At 60.0% G+C, this 19,686-nt stretch carries 13 protein-coding genes; 6 read left to right on the plus strand and 7 right to left on the minus strand.

Features of this window, described 5'->3' with window-relative positions; translation table 11 throughout:
• Nucleotides 1–90 precede the first annotated feature (90 nt).
• Entirely contained in the window at nt 91–546 is a 456-nt protein-coding gene (locus ACA053_RS01600) for a tRNA (cytidine(34)-2'-O)-methyltransferase (RefSeq protein ID WP_007949025.1), read from the minus strand.
• On the opposite strand from ACA053_RS01600, the gene ACA053_RS01605 reads away from it, so the two are divergent.
• The gene (locus ACA053_RS01605) at nt 545–985 is read left to right on the plus strand and encodes a hypothetical protein (RefSeq protein ID WP_497315014.1); all 441 of its coding nucleotides are present in this window, start codon (nt 545–547) and stop codon (nt 983–985) included. The two genes, ACA053_RS01600 and ACA053_RS01605, sit on opposite strands and share 2 nt — an antisense overlap.
• 613 nt (nt 986–1,598) lie before the next feature.
• On the opposite strand, the gene ntrC is transcribed toward ACA053_RS01605, so the two are convergent.
• The 5 genes from ntrC to glnA form a co-directional block, all read right to left on the minus strand.
• Nucleotides 1,599–3,035 carry a nitrogen regulation protein NR(I) gene (gene ntrC / locus ACA053_RS01610; protein WP_010464563.1) on the minus strand — a complete coding sequence of 479 codons (1,437 nt, stop codon included), beginning with the start codon at nt 3,033–3,035 and terminating at the stop codon, nt 1,599–1,601.
• Nucleotides 3,032–4,117, minus strand: a complete 1,086-nt coding sequence (gene glnL, locus ACA053_RS01615; protein WP_109627482.1) for a nitrogen regulation protein NR(II) — start codon at nt 4,115–4,117, stop codon at nt 3,032–3,034. Before glnL ends, ntrC begins: the two co-directional genes overlap by 4 nt.
• Nucleotides 4,118–4,348: 231 nt before the next feature.
• The gene (locus ACA053_RS01620) at nt 4,349–4,969 is read right to left on the minus strand and encodes a DUF4124 domain-containing protein (RefSeq protein WP_497394406.1); all 621 of its coding nucleotides are present in this window, start codon (nt 4,967–4,969) and stop codon (nt 4,349–4,351) included.
• Nucleotides 4,966–5,475 carry a DUF4124 domain-containing protein gene (locus tag ACA053_RS01625; RefSeq protein WP_497394407.1) on the minus strand — a complete coding sequence of 170 codons (510 nt, stop codon included), beginning with the start codon at nt 5,473–5,475 and terminating at the stop codon, nt 4,966–4,968. The genes ACA053_RS01620 and ACA053_RS01625 overlap by 4 nt, the downstream gene beginning before the upstream one ends.
• A gap of 304 nt (nt 5,476–5,779) precedes the next feature.
• The gene (glnA, locus tag ACA053_RS01630) at nt 5,780–7,186 is read right to left on the minus strand and encodes a glutamate--ammonia ligase (protein ID WP_010464555.1); all 1,407 of its coding nucleotides are present in this window, start codon (nt 7,184–7,186) and stop codon (nt 5,780–5,782) included.
• A gap of 330 nt (nt 7,187–7,516) precedes the next feature.
• Here glnA and thiI point away from each other — a divergent pair, with 330 nt between their 5' ends.
• Nucleotides 7,517–8,971 carry a tRNA uracil 4-sulfurtransferase ThiI gene (gene thiI / locus ACA053_RS01635; RefSeq protein WP_109627489.1) on the plus strand — a complete coding sequence of 485 codons (1,455 nt, stop codon included), beginning with the start codon at nt 7,517–7,519 and terminating at the stop codon, nt 8,969–8,971.
• 139 nt (nt 8,972–9,110) lie between these two features.
• Entirely contained in the window at nt 9,111–10,931 is a 1,821-nt protein-coding gene (gene typA / locus ACA053_RS01640) for a translational GTPase TypA (RefSeq protein ID WP_010464551.1), read from the plus strand.
• Between the two features lie 209 nt (nt 10,932–11,140).
• On the opposite strand, the gene ACA053_RS01645 is transcribed toward typA, so the two are convergent.
• Nucleotides 11,141–11,581, minus strand: coding sequence for a YkgJ family cysteine cluster protein (locus ACA053_RS01645; protein WP_131061316.1), 441 nt, complete (start codon nt 11,579–11,581; stop codon nt 11,141–11,143).
• A 259-nt stretch (nt 11,582–11,840) separates the two neighbouring features.
• On the opposite strand from ACA053_RS01645, the gene ACA053_RS01650 reads away from it, so the two are divergent.
• The 3 genes from ACA053_RS01650 to ACA053_RS01660 all read left to right on the plus strand — a co-directional run bounded on the left by ACA053_RS01650 (nt 11,841) and on the right by ACA053_RS01660 (nt 19,501).
• The gene (locus tag ACA053_RS01650; protein WP_109627493.1) at nt 11,841–14,291 is read left to right on the plus strand and encodes a glycogen/starch/alpha-glucan phosphorylase; all 2,451 of its coding nucleotides are present in this window, start codon (nt 11,841–11,843) and stop codon (nt 14,289–14,291) included.
• Nucleotides 14,292–14,543: 252 nt separating this feature from the next.
• Entirely contained in the window at nt 14,544–18,131 is a 3,588-nt protein-coding gene (locus ACA053_RS01655) for a DUF2339 domain-containing protein (RefSeq protein WP_497394408.1), read from the plus strand.
• A complete protein-coding gene (locus ACA053_RS01660) occupies nt 18,128–19,501 on the plus strand; it encodes a DUF3999 domain-containing protein (RefSeq protein WP_497394409.1) in 1,374 nt (457 codons plus the stop codon). The genes ACA053_RS01655 and ACA053_RS01660 overlap by 4 nt, the downstream gene beginning before the upstream one ends.
• Nucleotides 19,502–19,686: the final 185 nt, after the last annotated feature.

The following is a 19,686-nucleotide window of genomic DNA, read 5'->3' on the forward strand; positions in this document are numbered from 1 at the left end:
TGCTCGCGAAAGCGGTGTAACAGTCAACGATGATGTTGAAGGTTATGGCCCCTTCGCGAGCAAGCCCGCTCCCACATTTGTTATGCGGTATTACTTGAACCCGAGCTGGCGCCAGCCTTCGTAGACGGCGACCGCCACGGTGTTCGACAGGTTCAGGCTGCGGCAGCCTTCACGCATCGGCAAGCGCAGGCGTTGTTCGCCGGGCAGTGCATCGAGCACTTCGGCCGGCAAACCACGGCTTTCCGGGCCGAACAGGAACGCGTCGCCCTCGGCAAAACTGGCATCGTGGAACGGCCGTGAGCCCTTGGTGGTGAAGGCGAACAGCCGAGGATGACCGAGGCTTTCCAGGCAGCTGGCGAGGTCCGCGTGGCGTTGCAGGGTGGCATACTCGTGGTAGTCGAGGCCGGCCCGGCGCAGGCGCTTGTCGTCCATCTCGAAGCCCAGCGGTTCGATCAAATGCAGGTGGCAGCCACTGTTGGCGCACAGCCTGATAACGTTGCCGGTATTCGGCGGAATTTCTGGTTGGAAAAGGATGACGTGAAACATGCACGGCTCCGAAGGTAAAGATGAGCGGCATTCTACGCCGCCCGTTGATCCGCGTTCGAAACTATTACCGCGGGTGATGGGTTCTCTGGCGATTGTCGGACTGATGGTGGGGCTGATGATCGGTCGCCTGACCACGCCTGACCCCAGCGAATTGCAACAGGTCGAGGTAACGGACGATGGGCTGGTGGTGTGGTTCAACAACGAACCCAAGTCCCACGGCGAGTTCGTCGACGGCAGCCTCGCGCTCTTGTTCGAGGCGCAAGGCAAGGCGCAGAAAGGTCAGCTCAAGCTCAACGACAAGGTCGTGAACTGGCGGACGCGCTTGAGTGATGGAGGGTTGTTGCTGACGGTAGTGGCGGCCCGGCCACTGCAGGGCGAGTGGACCGGTAGCGAGGTCGATGACCGCTGGCGGCTGGAGATCCATCTCCGGGAGCAATAAAAGAGGGAATCCCCGGCCTGCCTGTACCAAGGTCCCCAAAACGGCAGGGCTCGCGCATGGCGTCGAGCCCGGTGTAAAGAAGGAACCCCTGACCTGCCTGTATCAAGGGCCCCAAAACTGGGGGCTCGTCGCTTATGCGGTGTGAGCCCGATGTAAAGAGGGGAATCCCCGGCCTGCCTGTACCAAGGTCCCCGAAACCGGGTAGTGAACTGAATCACTGAATGGACTATTGCAGGGGGCGTGCCAGGTTTTAACAAGTTGAAACAGAAAGCTGCTTTGGAATGCTGAAAGCCCCGGGATTCGGGGCTTTCGTGTTTTTTCGGTAGAGGTTCGATTGCGAAAAATGGCGGGCTTCGAGATCAGTGTTTGTGCGCGATTGCGGTTCACGGTGCATTCAGTCGGTGCACGGAACCCTGAAATGTAGGGCGAGCCTGCTCGCGAAAGCGGTGGTTCAGCCAGCATCAACGTTGGATGTAATGGCCCCATCGCGAGCAGGCTCGCTCCCACAGGGTTCATTGGTGTTCACACGATGGTGAAAACACTGAAAATCCACTGTGGGAGCGAGCCTGCTCGCGATGGCAATGTAACTGTTAGTTAAAGAACTAAAGGCTGCTTAGCCCTCTTCCCCCTCGTCATCATCCCCACCATCAACCTTCATCCCCAATTCCTTGATCTTGCGCGTCAGGGTATTACGCCCCCAACCCAGCAAAACCGCAGCATCCCGACGCCGTCCGGCGGTGTGTTTGAGTGCGGTCTCGATCATGATCCGTTCGAACGCCGGCACGGCGCTGTCGAGCAGGCTCGACTGGCCGCGAGCCAACGCCTGGTCAGCCCACTGACGCAGCGCCTGCTCCCAGTTGGTCACCGGCGCCGAATCCTGCGGCAGGCTCAACAGCTCCGGCGGCAGGTCGCTGATGTGCACTTCGCGACCCGAAGCCATCACCGTGATCCAGCGGCAGGTGTTCTCCAACTGACGCACGTTGCCGCCCCACGGCAGGTTCTTCAGGTATTCCTCGGTTTCGCTTTTCAGCAGCTTCGGCTCCACCGCCAGTTCTTGCGCAGCGCGGCTGAGGAAGTGCTTGGCCAGGGTCGGGATGTCTTCGCGACGGTCCGACAGCCGTGGGATGTGGATGCGGATCACGTTGAGGCGGTGGAACAAGTCTTCACGGAATTTCCCGGCATGCACCAGGGTTTCCAGGTTCTGGTGAGTCGCGGCGATGATCCGTACATCGACCTTCACCGGCGTATGACCGCCGACGCGGTAGAACTCGCCGTCGGCCAGTACGCGCAGCAAACGCGTCTGGGTGTCCGCCGGCATGTCGCCGATTTCGTCGAGGAACAGCGTGCCGCCGTCCGCCTGCTCAAAGCGCCCGCGACGCAGGTTGGCCGCGCCGGTGAATGCACCTTTCTCATGGCCGAACAGCTCGGATTCCATCAGGTCTTTCGGGATCGCCGCCATGTTCAGCGCGATGAACGGCGACGCCGCCCGTGGACTGTGACGGTGCAGGGCGTGGGCTACCAATTCTTTACCGGTACCGGATTCGCCGTTGATCAGCACGGTGATGTTGGAGTGGCTCAAGCGCCCGATAGCGCGAAACACTTCCTGCATCGCTGGCGCTTCGCCGATGATTTCCGGGGTGCGGGTCAGGGCGACCGGGACTTCCAGGCCTTGTTGTTCCTGAGCATGCTGGTTCGCACGTTTGACCAGCGACACCGCTTCGTCAACGTCAAACGGTTTTGGCAGGTACTCAAACGCGCCGCCCTGATAGGACGCGACAGCGCTGTCCAGATCGGAGTGCGCAGTCATGATGATCACTGGCAACCGTGGGTGTTGCTCGCGAATCCGCGCCAGAAGGTCCAGGCCACTGGCACCCGGCATGCGGATGTCGGAGATGATCACGTCCGGCTGTTGGCGCGCCAGGCGGCTCATCACGCCATCGGCGCTGTCGAAGCTTTGCGTGGTCATGCCTTCCTGCTGCAAGGCTTTTTCCAGGACCCAACGGATAGAACGGTCGTCATCGACGATCCACACGGTTTCACTACGGCTCATGTCGATGTGGCTCCTTGTTCCAGTGGCAGAAAGATCGAGAAGGTGGTGTGGCCTGGATGGCTGTCACATTCGATCAGGCCCTGGTGCTGGCTGATGATGTTCTGGGTAATGGCCAGGCCCAGTCCGGTACCGTCCGGACGACCGCTGACCATGGGGAAGAAGATGGTTTCCTGCAGGTCTGCGGGAATGCCGGGACCGTTGTCGATGATTTCGATCTTGGTCACCAGGCGATGGCGCACGTGGCCGATGGTGAACTGGCGCATGGCGCGGGTGCGCAAACTGATGCGGCCCAGACGCAGTTCGTTCTGGCTGCTGATGGCCTGCATCGCGTTGCGCACGATGTTCAGTACGGCCTGAATCATTTGTTCGCGGTCGATCAACACGTCCGGGATGCTTGGATCGTAGTCGCGCACCAAAGTGATGCAGCCCTGACTTTCGGCCTCCACCAGATGACAGACGCGTTCGAGCACTTCATGGATGTTGCACATCGCCAGCGACGGCAGTTTGTTAGAGCCGAGCATGCGGTCGACGAGGTTTCGCAGACGGTCGGCTTCTTCAATGATGACGTTGGTGTAGTCGCGCAGGCTTTCTTCCGGCAGTTCGCGGGCGAGCAATTGTGCGGCGCCGCGAATCCCGCCCAGCGGATTCTTGATTTCGTGAGCGAGGCCGCGCACCAGCATCTTGCTGGTCTCTTGCTTCGACAACTGCGCCTCTTCCTTGGTGATCCGCAGCAAGCGGTCGCGAGGATGGACTTCCAGCAGCAGCATTGTGGCGCCGTTGGCCAGGATCGGTGTTACCGCGTAATCGACGGTCAGCGTCTGGCCGGTGAGGGCGGTAAGCATGGCTTCGCGCTTGGTGAACGGGTGTGCCTGCTCAACCGCCTGGCGCAGGGAATTCAGCGCTTCGGTGGATTCGGTGAACAACTCACTGATGAACTGCCCATGGCTGCGCTGACCGCTGATGGCCAAGAGCATCTCCGCCGCTGGGTTCATGTACTCGAGGCGCAGTTCGGCGTCGAGCAGGATGGTGGCGGTGGTCAGGTTGTCGAGAAGCAGACGATGCAGTGCGTCACTGATGGTCATTTAGGACCTCTTTTGGAGCAGGGCATGCGCGTGAATAACGCGCCGATACTAGGAAAATGCAAAAACCAAACCAAGGCTCCGAAAAGAAGCGTTTAAAGCCTGAAACGGGCGTTTGACGCTCGTTTGCGTGGCGTTCTGCCAGCTTTCGCGGGTACTTTCGAACCAAAATGGGTTGAGATGTGGGAACGGTGCAACCTATTGCACCAATATAGTGCGCAAAGCTGAACGAAGTTAGAAGAAACGCAGGAAGGGATTTTTTTCTTCTTCGGGTTTGTCTTTGAGCGGACATTCCGGCCGTTGGCCGTAATCGGCGAGGACGCAGGGCTTGACCTTGCGTTTCTGTGCGAGGGAGATGCGCAGCATCTGAAAGGGTTGATTGGCTGTTCGTTCGACCGTGCGGCCTTGTGCGTCGAGGATTTCCACGGACAGGTTGTGGCTGCCGCGGTCGATGTTGCTCAGGGCAAACACCGGGCTGAGGCCGGGCTCGGCGGTGGGTTGGCCGTCGAGCAGCAATCGGTAGCGATGGCCCCGTTGCAGGCCGGGTTCATTGGTGACACTGACGATCAATTCGCCGGCATTGCTACGGACCGTAGCGTCGGGTTCCGGGACCAGCACGCGAAGCATGTCGTAGTGGAACAGCGGCAATTCTCCGTTCTTTTTTGCAGCAACCACGGGGCTCGCGCCAGTCGGGTTGGCAGACATGCGATTGCTCGTCGCCAGCGGCACGCGCTTGGCATTGCCTGAGCCTGGCTGGTCGGTGTAGACCCGGTTGCCGTGAGCGTCGATGTAGGTGAAGACCTCGGCTGTAGCCGGCAGCGCGATCAGGCAGACGATCATCAGCCACACCCTCATGGCTTGTGCACCCGTTGCACGGTGAAGGTCACCACCGGGCTTTGCTGGACGATGTTCTCGCCGTTGATCACCTGCACCGCCAGGCTGTGTTCGCCACGGTCAATGTTGACCAGTTGCAGGATCGGCACGTTGCTCGATTGCCCGTAGGGTTGATCGTCCAGCAGCAACCTGAACAGGTGCGGCGCTTGAAGGCGCGGTTTGATCATGACGCTGACCGTGAACGTGCCGTTGTTGGCGCGCAGGGCTTCGTCGGTCGGCAGACCGGTCAACTCCAGCACCTCGTAGGCGCTGCGCGGCTGTTCGCGATTGCTGGCTTCGGCAGCCGGGACAGGAGGCGCCTGACGCTCAACGCTGTTGAGCGGTGGCAACTCGACCGGCTGCGCCTTGACGCCGTCGGGCGGTTGATTGCTGTAGGCGGTGTTGCCGGAGGCGTCGGTGTACTTATAGATCTGCGCTGCGGCGGGCAGGGCGATCAGCAGCAACATCAAAAGAAAACCACGACCCATAAAATCGACCAGAAACGAAAGCGTTGGGGTGCAGCATAGGTCAGGGGGTGGTGATTGACCCAGCTCGTTAACATTTGGGCATGAATTGCCAAAATCCCTCAAACACCACAACCCCCTCCCTGTGGGAGCGGGCTTGCTCGCGAAAGCGGAGTGTCAGTCACCATCAATGCAAGCTGACACACTGCATTCGCGAGCAAGCCCGGTCCCACATTGGTACTGAGTTGGTTTCTAAATCGCGGGCACAAAAAAGACCTCCCGAAGGAGGCCTCTTTTTTGTCACGCCGCTTGCGCAGGCGCTACCGGATCAGCAGCTGTAGTACAGCTCATATTCCAGTGGGTGTACGAAGGTGCGAACCTTGATTTCTTCTTCGCTTTTCAGAGCGATGTAAGCGTCGATGAAGTCATCGGAGAACACGCCGCCTTTGGTCAGGAACGCACGACCTTTGTCCAGCTCTTCCAGGGCTTCTTTCAGGCTGCCGCAAACTTGTGGGATCTCTTTCGCCTCTTCAGGCGGCAGGTCGTACAGGTTTTTGTCGGCGGCGTCGCCTGGGTGGATCTTGTTCTGGATGCCGTCCAGGCCAGCCATCAACAGGGCAGCGAAGCCCAGGTACGGGTTGGCTGCTGGATCCGGGAAGCGGGCTTCGATACGGCGAGCGCGAGGGCTGGACACGTAAGGAATACGGATCGAAGCGGAACGGTTGCGAGCCGAGTAGGCCAGCATTACCGGAGCTTCGAAACCTGGGACCAGACGCTTGTAGGAGTTGGTCGACGGGTTGGTGAAGCCGTTCAGGGCCTTACCGTGCTTGATGATGCCGCCGATGAAGTACAGGGCGGTATCGGACAGGCCGGCATAACCTTCGCCAGCGAAGGTGTTCTTGCCATCTTTGGCGATGGACAGGTGAACGTGCATACCCGAACCGTTATCGCCGTACAGCGGCTTAGGCATGAAGGTCGCGGTGCGGCCGTATGCATCAGCAACGTTGTGTACGCAGTACTTCAGGGTCTGAACTTCGTCAGCCTTGGCTACCAGGGTGTTGAACTTCACACCGATTTCGTTCTGGCCGGCAGTGGCCACTTCGTGGTGGTGAACTTCGATGACCAGGCCCATTTCTTCCATGGCGTTGCACATGGAGGTACGGATTTCGTGGTCGTGGTCGAACGGCGGAACCGGGAAGTAGCCGCCTTTGACGCCTGGACGGTGGCCTTTGTTGCCGCCTTCCACGTCCTGGTCGGACATCCACGAACCTTGTTCGGAGTAGATCTTGAACATCGAGCCGGAGATGTCGGACTTGAACTTCACTTCGTCGAAGATGAAGAACTCTGGCTCTGGACCTACGAATACGGTGTCACCGATACCGGTCGACTTCAGGTATTCCTCGGCACGCTTGGCGATCGCACGTGGGTCACGGTCGTAGCCTTGCATGGTCGAAGGCTCGATCACGTCGCAAACCAGGATCAGGGTTGGCTCTTCGGTGAACGGGTCGAGGACAGCGGTGCTGTCGTCCGGCATCAGGATCATGTCGGAAGCTTCGATGCCTTTCCAGCCAGCGATGGAGGAACCGTCGAACATTTTGCCTTCTTCGAAGAAAGCTTCATCCAGCGCGTCGCGAGCCGGCATGGTCACGTGGTGCTGAGTGCCTTTGGTGTCCGTGAAGCGCAGATCAATCCACTTGACGTCATGATCTTTGATGAGTTGAACCGACTTCGACATAGTGTCCTCCGGGTGGCTTCGGGCTTAGTAGTGGATGCCCTTAGAATGTGGGTGATGCCGGCGCGAATACTCTGCCAAGGCAACCTGCCTCACAAGGGAGCAAATTGCATGCCAGTGCCCCAGCATGGGTTTTTTGCCCCAATATCACGCTTATAAAGGTACAAAGCGTCTGTAAGCGGAAAATCTCGCCCTACAATGTAGCGTTAAAATCACTAAATGACCCGTTTTGGTGCGCGCAAAACCTTCTGCACATTAACTGGTTAAACCTTGAGCAATTTCCGCTATAATCCGCGCCCCCCTTTTTCGGCTGGGCCTGCGCGCGCTGTTTTCATGAAATTAATCGTAAAAGTCTTCCCCGAGATCACCATCAAGAGCCGCCCGGTACGGATGCGTTTCATCCGCCAGTTGGCCAAAAACATCCGTACCGTTCTCCGCGACCTGGACCCGGCTGTGGTGGTGAACGGTGTGTGGGACAATCTCGAGCTGGAAACCCGCGTCAGCGAGCCCAAGGCCCTGAAGGAGATGACCGAGCGCCTAAGCTGCATGCCGGGCATCGCGCATTTCCTGCAAGTCGACGAATACCCGCTGGGCGATTTCGACGACATCGTTGCCAAGTGCAAACAGCACTTCGGCGAGGCGTTGGCCGGGAAGATCTTTTCGGTGCGCTGCAAGCGTGCCGGCAAGCATGAATTCAGTTCGATGGACGTCGAGAAATACGTCGGCAGCCAACTGCGTCGTCAGTGCGGCGCTGCCGGAATCTCGCTGAAAGAGCCGGAAATCGAAGTTCGCATCGAAATTCGCGACAAACGGTTGTTCGTGATCCACAGCCAGCACAACAGCATCGGCGGATATCCGCTGGGTGCCCTGGAACAGACGCTTGTGCTGATGTCCGGCGGCTTCGATTCGACCGTTGCCTCTTACCAGATCATGCGCCGCGGCTTGATGAGCCATTTCTGCTTCTTCAATCTGGGCGGGCGGGCCCATGAACTGGGCGTCATGGAAGTCGCGCACTTCATCTGGAAGAAGTACGGCAGCTCCCAACGCGTGTTATTTGTGAGTGTGCCATTCGAGGAAGTACTGGGAGAAATTCTCGGGAAAGTCGATAACAGTCATATGGGTGTAGTTTTGAAGCGTATGATGTTGCGCGCTGCTTCCCGTATTGCCGATCGGCTGGACATCGAAGCGCTGGTTACTGGCGAGGCGATTTCCCAGGTGTCGAGCCAGACACTGCCGAACCTGTCCGTGATCGACTGCGTGACCGACAAGCTGGTCTTGCGTCCGCTGATCGCCAGTCACAAGCAGGACATCATCGACCTGGCCAACGAAATCGGCACTGCCGACTTCGCCAAGCACATGCCGGAATACTGCGGGGTCATCTCGGTGAACCCCAAGACCCACGCCAAGCGTCCGCGCGTGGAATACGAAGAACAACAGTTCGACATGGCAGTCCTTGAGCGTGCGCTCGAGAACGCCAAACTGGTGCCGATCGATCGTGTGATCGACGAATTGGGCCAGGACTTGCAGATCGAAGAAGTCAGCGAAGCGCTGGCTGGTCAGATCGTCATCGACATCCGTCATCCGGATGCCGCTGAAGACGACCCGCTGGGCCTCGATGGCATTGAGGTACAAACGATGCCGTTTTATGCATTGAACGCTCGTTTCAAGGAACTGGACCCTACTCGCCAGTACCTGCTGTATTGCGACAAAGGCGTGATGAGTCGCCTGCATGCCCACCATTTGCTCAGTGAGGGGCATGCCAATGTGCGCGTTTATCGACCGAGCTAAGAGCCCGGGGCTGTATGCCTGTGGCCTGCGTCACCGGCCCCCCGACTCTGCCGTCAAGCTGTAACGGCAAGGCCTGACTCTACTGTAAATCGCTGCCAAGACTTGTCAGCACACCGAATCCTCTGATCGAGATACACAAGTGATCGAAAATCTACGCAACATCGCCATCATTGCTCACGTTGACCATGGTAAAACCACCCTGGTAGACAAACTCTTGCGTCAATCCGGCACCCTGGAGCGCAACGAGCTCAACGACGAGCGCGTGATGGACTCCAACGACCAGGAGAAAGAGCGCGGTATTACCATTCTGGCGAAAAACACCGCCATCAACTGGAACGGCTACCACATCAACATCGTGGACACCCCGGGCCACGCCGACTTCGGCGGCGAAGTTGAACGCGTAATGTCGATGGTTGACTCCGTTCTGCTGCTGGTTGACGCTCAAGACGGCCCTATGCCGCAAACCCGTTTCGTGACCAAGAAGGCTTTCGAAGCCGGCCTGCGTCCAATCGTGGTCATCAACAAGGTTGACCGTCCAGGCGCGCGTCCGGACTGGGTTCTGGACCAGATCTTCGACCTGTTCGACAACCTCGGTGCTACCGAAGAACAGCTGGACTTCAAAGTCGTCTACGCCTCGGCCCTGAACGGCATTGCCGGTCTGGAACACACCGACATGGCTGAAGACATGACCCCGCTGTACCAGTCGATCGTCGACAACGTACCTGCGCCGAAAGTCGACCGTGAAGGTCCGTTCCAGATGCAGATCTCCGCTCTGGACTACAACAGCTTCCTGGGTGTTATCGGCGTTGGCCGTATCGCTCGTGGCCGCATCAAGCCGAACACTCCGGTTGTCGCTATCGACGCCGACGGCAAGAAGCGTAACGGTCGTATCCTGAAGCTGATGGGTCACCACGGCCTGCACCGCATCGACGTTGAAGAAGCAGCTGCCGGCGACATCGTCTGCATCAGCGGCTTCGACCAGCTGTTCATCTCCGACACTCTGTGCGACCCACTGAACGTCGAAGCGATGAAGCCGCTGACCGTTGACGAACCAACCGTTTCCATGACCTTCCAGGTAAACGACTCGCCTTTCTGCGGTAAAGAAGGCAAGTTCGTGACGTCCCGTAACATCAAGGAACGTCTGGACAAAGAACTGCTCTACAACGTTGCCCTGCGCGTTGAAGAAGGCGACACCGCCGACAAGTTCAAAGTCTCCGGCCGTGGTGAGCTGCACCTCTCGGTACTGATCGAAACCATGCGTCGCGAAGGCTTCGAAATGGGTGTTGGTCGTCCGGAAGTGATCATCCGTATGGTTGACGGCGTGAAGCACGAACCGTACGAAAACGTGACCATCGACCTGCCAGAAGAATCGCAAGGTTCGATCATGGAACAGATCGGTATCCGTAAAGGCGACCTGACCAACATGGTTCCGGATGGCAAGGGCCGTGTGCGCCTTGAGTACAACATCCCGGCACGTGGCTTGATCGGTTTCCGTAACGAGTTCCTGACCCTGACCTCCGGTGCAGGCATCCTGACCTCGATCTTCGACCGTTACGACGTGATGAAGTCCGGCGACATGTCCGGCCGTCAGAACGGCGTGCTGGTTTCGGTAGCTACCGGTAAGGCTCTGACTTACTCGCTGGAAACCCTGCAAGCTCGCGGCAAACTGTTCCTGGGTCACGGTGAAGACGTGTACGAAGGTCAAATCGTCGGCATCAACAGCCGCGACAACGACCTGGGCGTCAACCCAACCAAAGGCAAGAAGCTCGACAACATGCGTGCCTCGGGTAAAGACGAAACCATCGCTCTGGTTCCGCCTATCCGTTTCACCCTGGAACAAGCTCTGGAATTCGTTCAAGAAGACGAATTGTGCGAAGTCACTCCTAAGTCCATCCGTCTTCGCAAGAAGATCCTGGGCGAAAGCGAGCGTACCCGCGCTGCCAAGAAAGCCGGTAACTGAGTCTCGACTTAGTTAGCGCTTAAAAAAACGCCCCCGACCGCAAGGTCGGGGGCGTTTTTGTTTGTCTGGGGGGGCAATAACTGTGGCGAGCGAGCTTGCTCGCGCTGGGCTGCGCAGCGGCCCCAGAATTTTGCAGCTAATGCAGATTTTGTGAGTGCTACGCACTCAAGCGGGAGCAAGCTCCCTCGCCACAGTTCACAGGCTGAGGATCAGAACTTCTCAAGGGTCCGGCGGCTCTCGCTGGTCTCGCGCGCCACTTCTTTAGGCTTGTAAGCGCAATATCCCGGCCGTGGCCCGATTTTCGGGTGATTGCGGCAGGTGTCCGGGCGCTTTTCATAAATAGTGCACAGACGGCTCTTGCGATCCAGGTACAGGCAATCGTTATTGCTCATGCGCTGGAGGGTGAAGATCTCGGTTTTCTGGCTGTAGCGCTCGACGATCCCTTCCTTCTGCAAACGCTTGGCGATGTTCTTCGCCGGCTCGCCGCGCTCGAATTCGTCGACGATGCCGATACGGATCAGATCCTTGATCTTGACCTCGACCGGCAGGGTGCAGCAACTGGATACACACGAGCCGCACATCGGCGCAGAATATTTGGCCCAGGTATCGAGGCGATCGATCTCTGCGGCAGCGATCAGGTTGGACTTCATCATCGGTTGTTACCAGCGTGTGCATCAGGGCGCGCGATCATACCGGGACTGGTGGATTTTTGAACAACCTTTCGCCAGATTTTTTCTCATTCGCCCAAATAACACCGTTAATCCGGCACGGGCCCTGCATTCATTCAGGCACATGACAATGTAATGCCGGCCTATCTCGCACTATCAGGAAAAACTGCCGAACCAGAGTCCCCGCGGCCTGTCAGACCGTCTAGGCTCAACAACTCCACGCTCGCTCGAGGTCCTATCGATGACTCAAGAACCACTTGTTCGCGAAGCAGAGGTGGCCGCATTTCGCGATGCCGTCTTGACCAAACTCACCTACGCGGTGGGCAAAGACCCGGATCACGCCTTCGACCACGACTGGTTCGAAGCCATTGCCCTGGCAGCGCGCGATCACATGGTCGAACACTGGATGGATCACACCCGGCAGATCTACCGCAAAGGTCAGAAGCGGGTTTACTACCTCTCCCTCGAATTTCTCATCGGCCGGCTGCTCTACGACAGCCTGAGCAACCTCGGCCTGCTCGACGTCGCTCGCGAAGCCCTGACCGAACTCGGCGTCGACCTGGAACGCATTCGCCTGCTGGAGCCCGACGCGGCCCTGGGCAACGGCGGCCTCGGTCGTCTGGCGGCGTGCTTCATGGAAAGCATGTCGACCCTCGGCATCGCTGGCCACGGCTACGGCATTCGTTATGAACACGGCTTGTTCCGTCAGGCCATCGTCGACGGCTGGCAGCAGGAACAGACCGAACACTGGCTGGATTTCGGCAACCCGTGGGAATTTGAACGGCCAGAAGTCGTGTACCCGATCGGCTTCGGCGGCAGTGTCGAGACCGTGACCGATGAAGCCGGCAAGTCCAAGCAAGTCTGGTCCCCGGCGGAAACCGTGCGGGCCATTGCTTACGACACACCGGTGGTCGGCTGGCGCGGGGCGAGCGTCAATACGCTGCGCCTGTGGCGTGCCCGCGCCATGGAAGATTTGCACCTGGAACGCTTCAACGCCGGCGACCACTTGGGCGCTGTGGCCGAAGTCGCCCGGGCCGAAAGTATCTCCCGCGTGCTCTACCCGGCGGACAGCACCGAAGCCGGCCAGGAACTGCGCCTGCGCCAGGAATACTTCTTCGTCGCCGCGTCCTTGCAGGATTTGCTGCGCCGCCACCGCAACATGCATACCTCGGTCCTGACCCTGGGCGACCACGCGGCGATCCAGCTCAACGACACGCACCCGTCGATTGCCGTGGCCGAACTGATGCGTCAGCTCGTCGACGTCTACGACGTGGCGTGGGACGCCGCGTGGCAGGTCACCGTCGACACGCTCTCGTACACCAACCACACGCTGTTGCCGGAAGCGCTGGAAACCTGGCCGGTCGGTTTGATGGAGCGGATGCTGCCGCGGCACATGCAGATCATTTATCAGATCAACGCCCAGCATATCGATTCGCTGCGTGCCAAAGGCATTCACGACTTCGACGTGCTGCGTGCGGTGTCGCTGATCGAAGAAGACAACGGCCGCCGCGTGCGCATGGGCAACCTGGCGTTCCTCGGTTCCCACAGCGTCAACGGCGTGTCCGCGCTGCACACGCAGCTGATGCGCAAAACCGTGTTCTCCGAACTGCACAAACTCTATCCAGAGCGGATCAACAACAAGACCAACGGCATCACCTTCCGCCGCTGGCTCTACCAGGCCAACCCCGAGCTGACGTCGATGATGGTCGACGCCCTCGGCCCGGACCTGTTGGACAACGCTGAAGCACGCCTGAAGGAACTGGAGCCGTTTGCCGAGAAAGCTGCGTTCCGCAAAGCCTTCGCCGAACAGCGCCTGCACAGTAAAAAAGCCTTGGCGTACCTGATTCATGAACGGCTGGGAATCGCGGTCAACCCGGCGGCGATGTTCGACGTGCAGGTCAAACGGATCCACGAATACAAGCGCCAGTTGCTCAACCTGATGCACACCGTGGCGCTGTACCAAGCGATTCGCGCCGAGCCGGAAATCGACTGGGTGCCGCGGGTGAAGATCTTCGCCGGCAAGGCGGCGGCCAGTTATCACCAGGCCAAGCTGATCATCAAGTTGACCAACGACATCGCCCGCGTAGTGAACAACGACCCGACGGTGCGCGGTCTGCTCAAAGTGGTGTTCCTGCCCAACTACAACGTCAGCCTGGCGGAGAGCATCATTCCGGCGGCGGATTTGTCGGAGCAGATTTCCACCGCAGGCTTCGAAGCCTCGGGCACCAGCAACATGAAGTTCGGCCTCAACGGCGCGCTGACCATCGGCACCCTCGATGGCGCCAACGTCGAAATGTGCGAATTCATCGGCGCCGAGCACATGTTCATCTTTGGCCTCAGCGCCCAGCAGGTTGAAGCGCGCAAACAGAACCATGAGTTCAATGCGACGCCGGACATTGCCGCATCACACCGTTTGAATGACGTGCTGCAAGCGATCCGCGGCGGGGTGTTCTCACCGGATGATCCGTCCCGCTACGCAGGCTTGATCGATTCGCTGATCGACTACGACCGCTTCCTGGTCTGCGCCGATTTCGATTCCTACTGGGACGCGCAGATGCGCGTGGAAGCCCATTGGCACGATTCGCAAGCTTGGTGGCGTTCGGCGGTGTTGAACACTTCCCGGATGGGCTGGTTCTCGTCCGACCGGACCATTCGCGAGTACGCCACGGATATTTGGAAGGCATTGGAGTAACTTTTAGCAATAATTGCGAGCAAGGCCCGACGGTTGTTGGGCCTGACCGATATACTAAGCCCCAGTTTTGCCGGATGTTTCAGTGAGCACTGCGCTGACGTCTTCGCGGGCAAGCCTCGCTCCTACAGGTTATGTACCGTTCTTGCGGACTGTGCAAATCCTGTAGGAGCGAGGCTTGCCCGCGAAAGTGTCAGCGCATATGCACGAAGCTTCGGGATTCGCCCGGCAATGGGCCGCTTAGGGATATCGACCATGCAATGGATGTTCATGCTGATTGGGCTGGTGCTGGGCTGGATACTCGATGAGTCGTTCAGCGATGCGCTATTGGGTGCGCTGCTCGGGCTGGGTATTGGCCAGGCCATTCGCATCGGCCGTATGGATTCACAAGTGGCCGAGCAGCGTCGGCTGCTGGAACAGGCGCAGGTGGCGCTCAATGGGATGCAGCAACGCCTGACATTGTTGGAAGTGTCTGGCGTCACGGCGCCTGAAACCAGCGAGCCGGTTATCAGCGAAGCCATTCCGTCGCCTGAATTCACCCTCGATGAAATTCCTGTCGAAACCCCGCAGATGATCTGGGAGCTCCCGCCCGAACTTGAACCGATGGCCGCAACGGCAGCGCAAACCAGCCGTCCGCTGCCCGACGATGTCTGGAAACCCGAGCCGGTCACCCGCGAACCGCAACAACCCGCCGTCCCGCGCGGCCCGAATTTCATCGAGCGGGCCATCAGCGGCGCGCGCAACTGGCTGTTCGGTGGCAACACCGTGCTGCGGGTCGGCGTGGTCTTGTTGTTCCTCGGTCTGGCGTTCTTGCTGCGGTATGCCACCGAAGGCATGGTGGTGCCGATCGAACTGCGTTACGCCGGGGTTGCAGCCGCTGCGTTGGGCTTGCTCGGCCTAGGGTGGTGGCTCAGAACACGCAACAGCAATTACGCACTGATGCTGCAAGGCACCGGGATCGCCGTGTTGTACCTGACGGTGTTCGCCGCGATGCGCCTGCACCCGCTGCTCGATCCAAGCGCCGCGCTGGGCCTGCTGGTCGCGGTGACGGTGTTCTCGGCGATTCTCGCTATCACTCAGGATGCGTTGGGCCTGGCCGCGGCCGCTGCGCTCGGCGGCTTCGCGGCGCCGATCCTGACCTCCACAGGCGCCGGCAACCACGTCGCGCTGTTCAGCTACTTCGCGTTGCTCAACGCCGGCATCCTCGCCATCGCCTGGTTCAAGGCCTGGCGCCTGCTGAACCTGATCGGTTTCGTCGGCACCTTCGGCATCGGTTTCGCCTGGGGCCTGCGCTCCTACACGCCGGAATTGCTGTGGAGCACCGAGCCGTTCCTGATTCTGTTCTTCCTGATGTACTTGGCCATCGGTCTGCTGTTCGCCCGGCGCAAGCTGCTGGAGATGAGCGACGCACCCGAGGACGACAGCCGCGAGGCGTTGCTGCGTTGGTCGGCGCGCAAGGGCGATTACGTCGACGGCACGATGCTGTTCGGTCCACCGCTGGTGGGCTTCGGATTACAGTTCGCGCTGGTCCAGCATCTCGAGTTTGCCGCGGCGTTCAGTGCCTTGGCGTTGGGCATGATCTACATGGGCCTGGCGCGTTTCCTGATGGGCGGCCGTGCATTGCTGCTCGCGGAAACCTGCCTGGCGCTGGGCGTGATCTTCGCCAGCCTGGCGATTCCGCTGGGGCTCGACGCGCGCTGGACGGCTGCCGCTTGGGCCGTCGAAGGCGCCGGCATCTTCTGGCTCGGCCTGCGTCAGCAACGGCCACTGGCTCGCGCGTTTGCCTTGCTGCTGCAACTGGGCTCGGCTCTGGCGTTTGTCAGCGAACTGCGGATCGGCGACGGCAGCTTGCTCGACGGCGCTCCACTGGGCGCGTTGATGCTCGGCGCAGCGTTGTTGTTCAGCTTCTATCAATTGCGCAAAGCCTTGCCCGAACAAACGTCGGACTGGGAGCGCAAAGGGCTGCCGGTATTGGCCTGCCTCGGCCTGACCTTCTTCTATCTGCTGGCGCCGTTGTTCTTCCTGACCCACGGCACCGCAATCAGTTGGGCGCTGGCGGGGTTGGCGACGTTGTTTGTCGGCTTGCGCCTGCAATCGCGCACGTTCCTGTTCACCGCGTTCGCAGTGCAGTTGCTCGGCGGTGCGTTGTTCCTGCTGCGCTTGCAAGGTTCTGGCGGTGAGTCGGCTGCGGTATTCAGCGCTGGCTGGAGTGGTTTGCTCAGCGCGTCCCTGATCGGCCTGGCGTTGATCGCCGGTATGTTGCTCGCCGCCCGTGATGAGATGGTGCGCAGCGATGTTCGGCTGTTGCGCGGCTTGTCGGTGGTGTTGCTGGCCGGTCTGGTGCTGATGAATCTGGCGGTGCTGTTCGTGCTGCCATGGCAGACCGCGAGTGCGGTGTGGGCGGCCAGTGGCTTGTTCATCATTTGGCTGAGTCTGTACCTCAAGCAGCGCGTGAGTTTTGTCTTCGGTTTGCTGTTGCAGTTGATTGGCGGCGCGGCGTTCCTGTTCGCCGGTCCGGACCTGCTCGGGCCGCTGGCCAGCGAAGGTTTGAAGCCGCTTGCGCACAGCGGTTTCTGGACGCCATTGGTGTTGGGCCTGGCCGCGATGGTCGGCGCCTGGCGCTTGCAACTCGGCAACCATGCCTCGGCGTTCGATGTGCTGAGCTTGCAACGTTTGTCCGAAGTGCTGTTGGTGTGGGGCGCGGGATGGTGGGCGCTGGCGTGGATCAGTGAAGTGCTGCGTTTCGCACCAATGAATCTGCAAGCGACCTTGTTGCTGGCGGTTGCAGCCGTGAGCGTGGCGCTGTGGGCGGTGTTGGCGCTGCGGCTGAAATGGTCGTCGCTCGGCCTGCTCTGCACCTTGCTGATTCCCGCTGCCGGTCTGGTGCTGCTCGCCGCGTGGCATTCGCGTTATCACCCGATAGCGAACTTCGGTTGGCTGGTGTGGGCGGCCGTGTTCTTCGTGCATTTCATCTCCCTGCAACGTCTGGCGCCGATGTTGCCGGCGCGTGCCTTGAGCACCGCCCATGTGCTCGGCTGCTGGCTGCTGATCGGCGTGCTGGCGCTGGAGCTGCGCTACGGTTTGCTGCTGTTGTCCGAGCAGTACAACGCCTGGCGCTGGCTGGGGTGGGCGATCCTGCCGAGTCTTTATCTGGTGTTGATGGCGGCGCCGCGCACCTGGCCTTGGCCTGTTTCGGCTTATCCACGCGAATACCGTTTCTACGCGGCGGCACCGTTGGCCGTGCTGATGCTCGGCTGGTTCTGGCTGGCGAACATTGTCAGCGACGGCACCGCCGAACCTCTGCCCTATGTGCCGCTGATCAATCCGTTGGAGCTGGGGCTGCTGTTTGCGCTGTTCGGCGTCTACGTCTGGTCCCGCAGCGCTGTGACGCAACTGGCCATTCGCAAGGACTACGTTGCCCACGCCACGCAACTGATCGCCGGAGTTTCGCTGTTCGCCTTCTTCACCGCGCTGGTGATGCGCACCGCGCACCATTGGGGCGGCGTGCCGTTCGAGCTGGATGCCTTGCTTGAATCGATGCTGGTGCAGGCCGGTCTGTCCATCGTCTGGACCTTGATGGCGCTGAGTCTGATGATCGGCGGCCATCTGCGTCATCGCCGTGAGGTGTGGCTGATCGGCGCTGCGCTGATCGGCGTGGTGGTGGCCAAACTGTTCTTTGTCGAATTGAGTAACCGCGGCGGCCTTGCGCGGATCGTGTCGTTTATCGGCGTTGGCGTGTTGCTGCTGGTGGTGGGCTATTTCGCGCCGCTGCCGCCCAAGCGTGCCGAGGCTGCGCCGGATATTGAAAGGCCGGCCCCTGAAACCGAAGGAGTGTCGTCTTGAGTCAGAAGTTGAACCTGGGTTGGTTGGGCGCTGTTGCGCTGGGTGTGGCGCTGTCCGCCAGCGCTCAGGAAAAACCGGCGGACTTCGCCACGCAGGTGCCGTTGTCGGTGAGCGGCGAGGGACCTTGGTATCGCCTCGATTTACCCTTGAGCGTGCAGCTTAATGCCCGGCAAACGGACCTCAGCGATGTCCGCGTGTTCAACGCTGCCGGCGAGGCCCAGGCCTACGCCTTGGCACGCGAGGCGGCGTCAACCCGGGAAAATCGCACGTTGACCGATGTGAAGTGGTTCCCGCTGTACACCTCGGCGGACTCCACGGAGCGCGCGCCGGGCATACGCGTGCAATCCAGCGCGAACGGCACCTTGGTCGAAGTGCAACCGTCCAGTCAGCTGGAGGCGGGCGAAGAAGTGCTGCGTGGCTGGTTGCTCGACGCCAGCGGCATAAAGGCGCCGTTGCAACAGTTGATCCTCGACTGGACCAGCGAGCGCGATGGCTTTCAGCGTTTCACCATTGAGGCCAGCGACGACTTGCAGCATTGGCAGTCGTGGGGCGAGGGCCAAGTGGCACGACTGACGTTTGCCGACGAGCGGGTCGAGCAGCATGAAGTCGGCTTGCCGGGGCAATCGGCGCGTTATCTGCGCTTGTTGTGGAACTCACCGCAATCGGCGCCGGCGCTGACGTCCGCACAGCTGCAAAGCGCGAATACCCGCAGCCTGCCGCTGCCGTTGGTCTGGTCGCAACCGCTGGCGGGCAGCAGCGTGAAGTCAGGTGAGTACACATGGCAATTGCCGAAGGGGCTGAATGTCGAACGGGTGCAGGTCGAGCTGAGTCAGCCCAACAGCCTGGCGCCGGTGACATTGTCCGGTCGTCGTGAAAGCAGCCTGCCATGGCAGCCGCTGACCAGCGGTTTGCTCTTTCGCCTGACCCAGAATGGCCAGGACGTGGTGCAGAACGAATTGCAGCTGTCGGGGCAAACCGTGCAGCAGTTGAAACTTGTCGTGGATGAGCGCGGCGGCGGCTTGGGCGCTGAAGCGCCGACGGTGAAATTTGCTGTGCGCTCGACGCAACTGGTATTCCTGGCGCGCGGGGCGGGGCCTTATACGCTGGCGCTGGGGAATGCGACGGTGAAGGCAGCGAACCTGTCGTTGTCGACGCTGATCCCGGATTACAGCGCGGCGAAGTGGGCGGCGTTGGGCAAGGCTTCGGTGGAAGGTGCGGCGGTGGTGAGCAACACCTCCACGGTAACCTCAGCCGCGACAACGGACACGAACTGGAAGAAGTTCGGGTTGTGGGGGGTGTTGTTACTGAGTGTGCTGTTTCTGGCGGCGATGGCGTTCAGTTTGCTGCGCAAGCCCCCGGTAAAACCTTGAAGTCGGGTGTTTCGCACCCGATCGCCAGCAGGCTGGCTCCCACAGTTAATCGCATTCCCCTGTGGGAGCCAGCCTGCTGGCGAATGCGGTTTATCGGACGGTAAAAATGCCGGTTTAGAACTACGCTCAACCCGGCGCATGAACTCTATTGGGCGTATCACGTCTGATAGGAGGAAATGCGCCTC

This window comes from Pseudomonas sp. LBUM1672 (assembly GCF_059695655.1).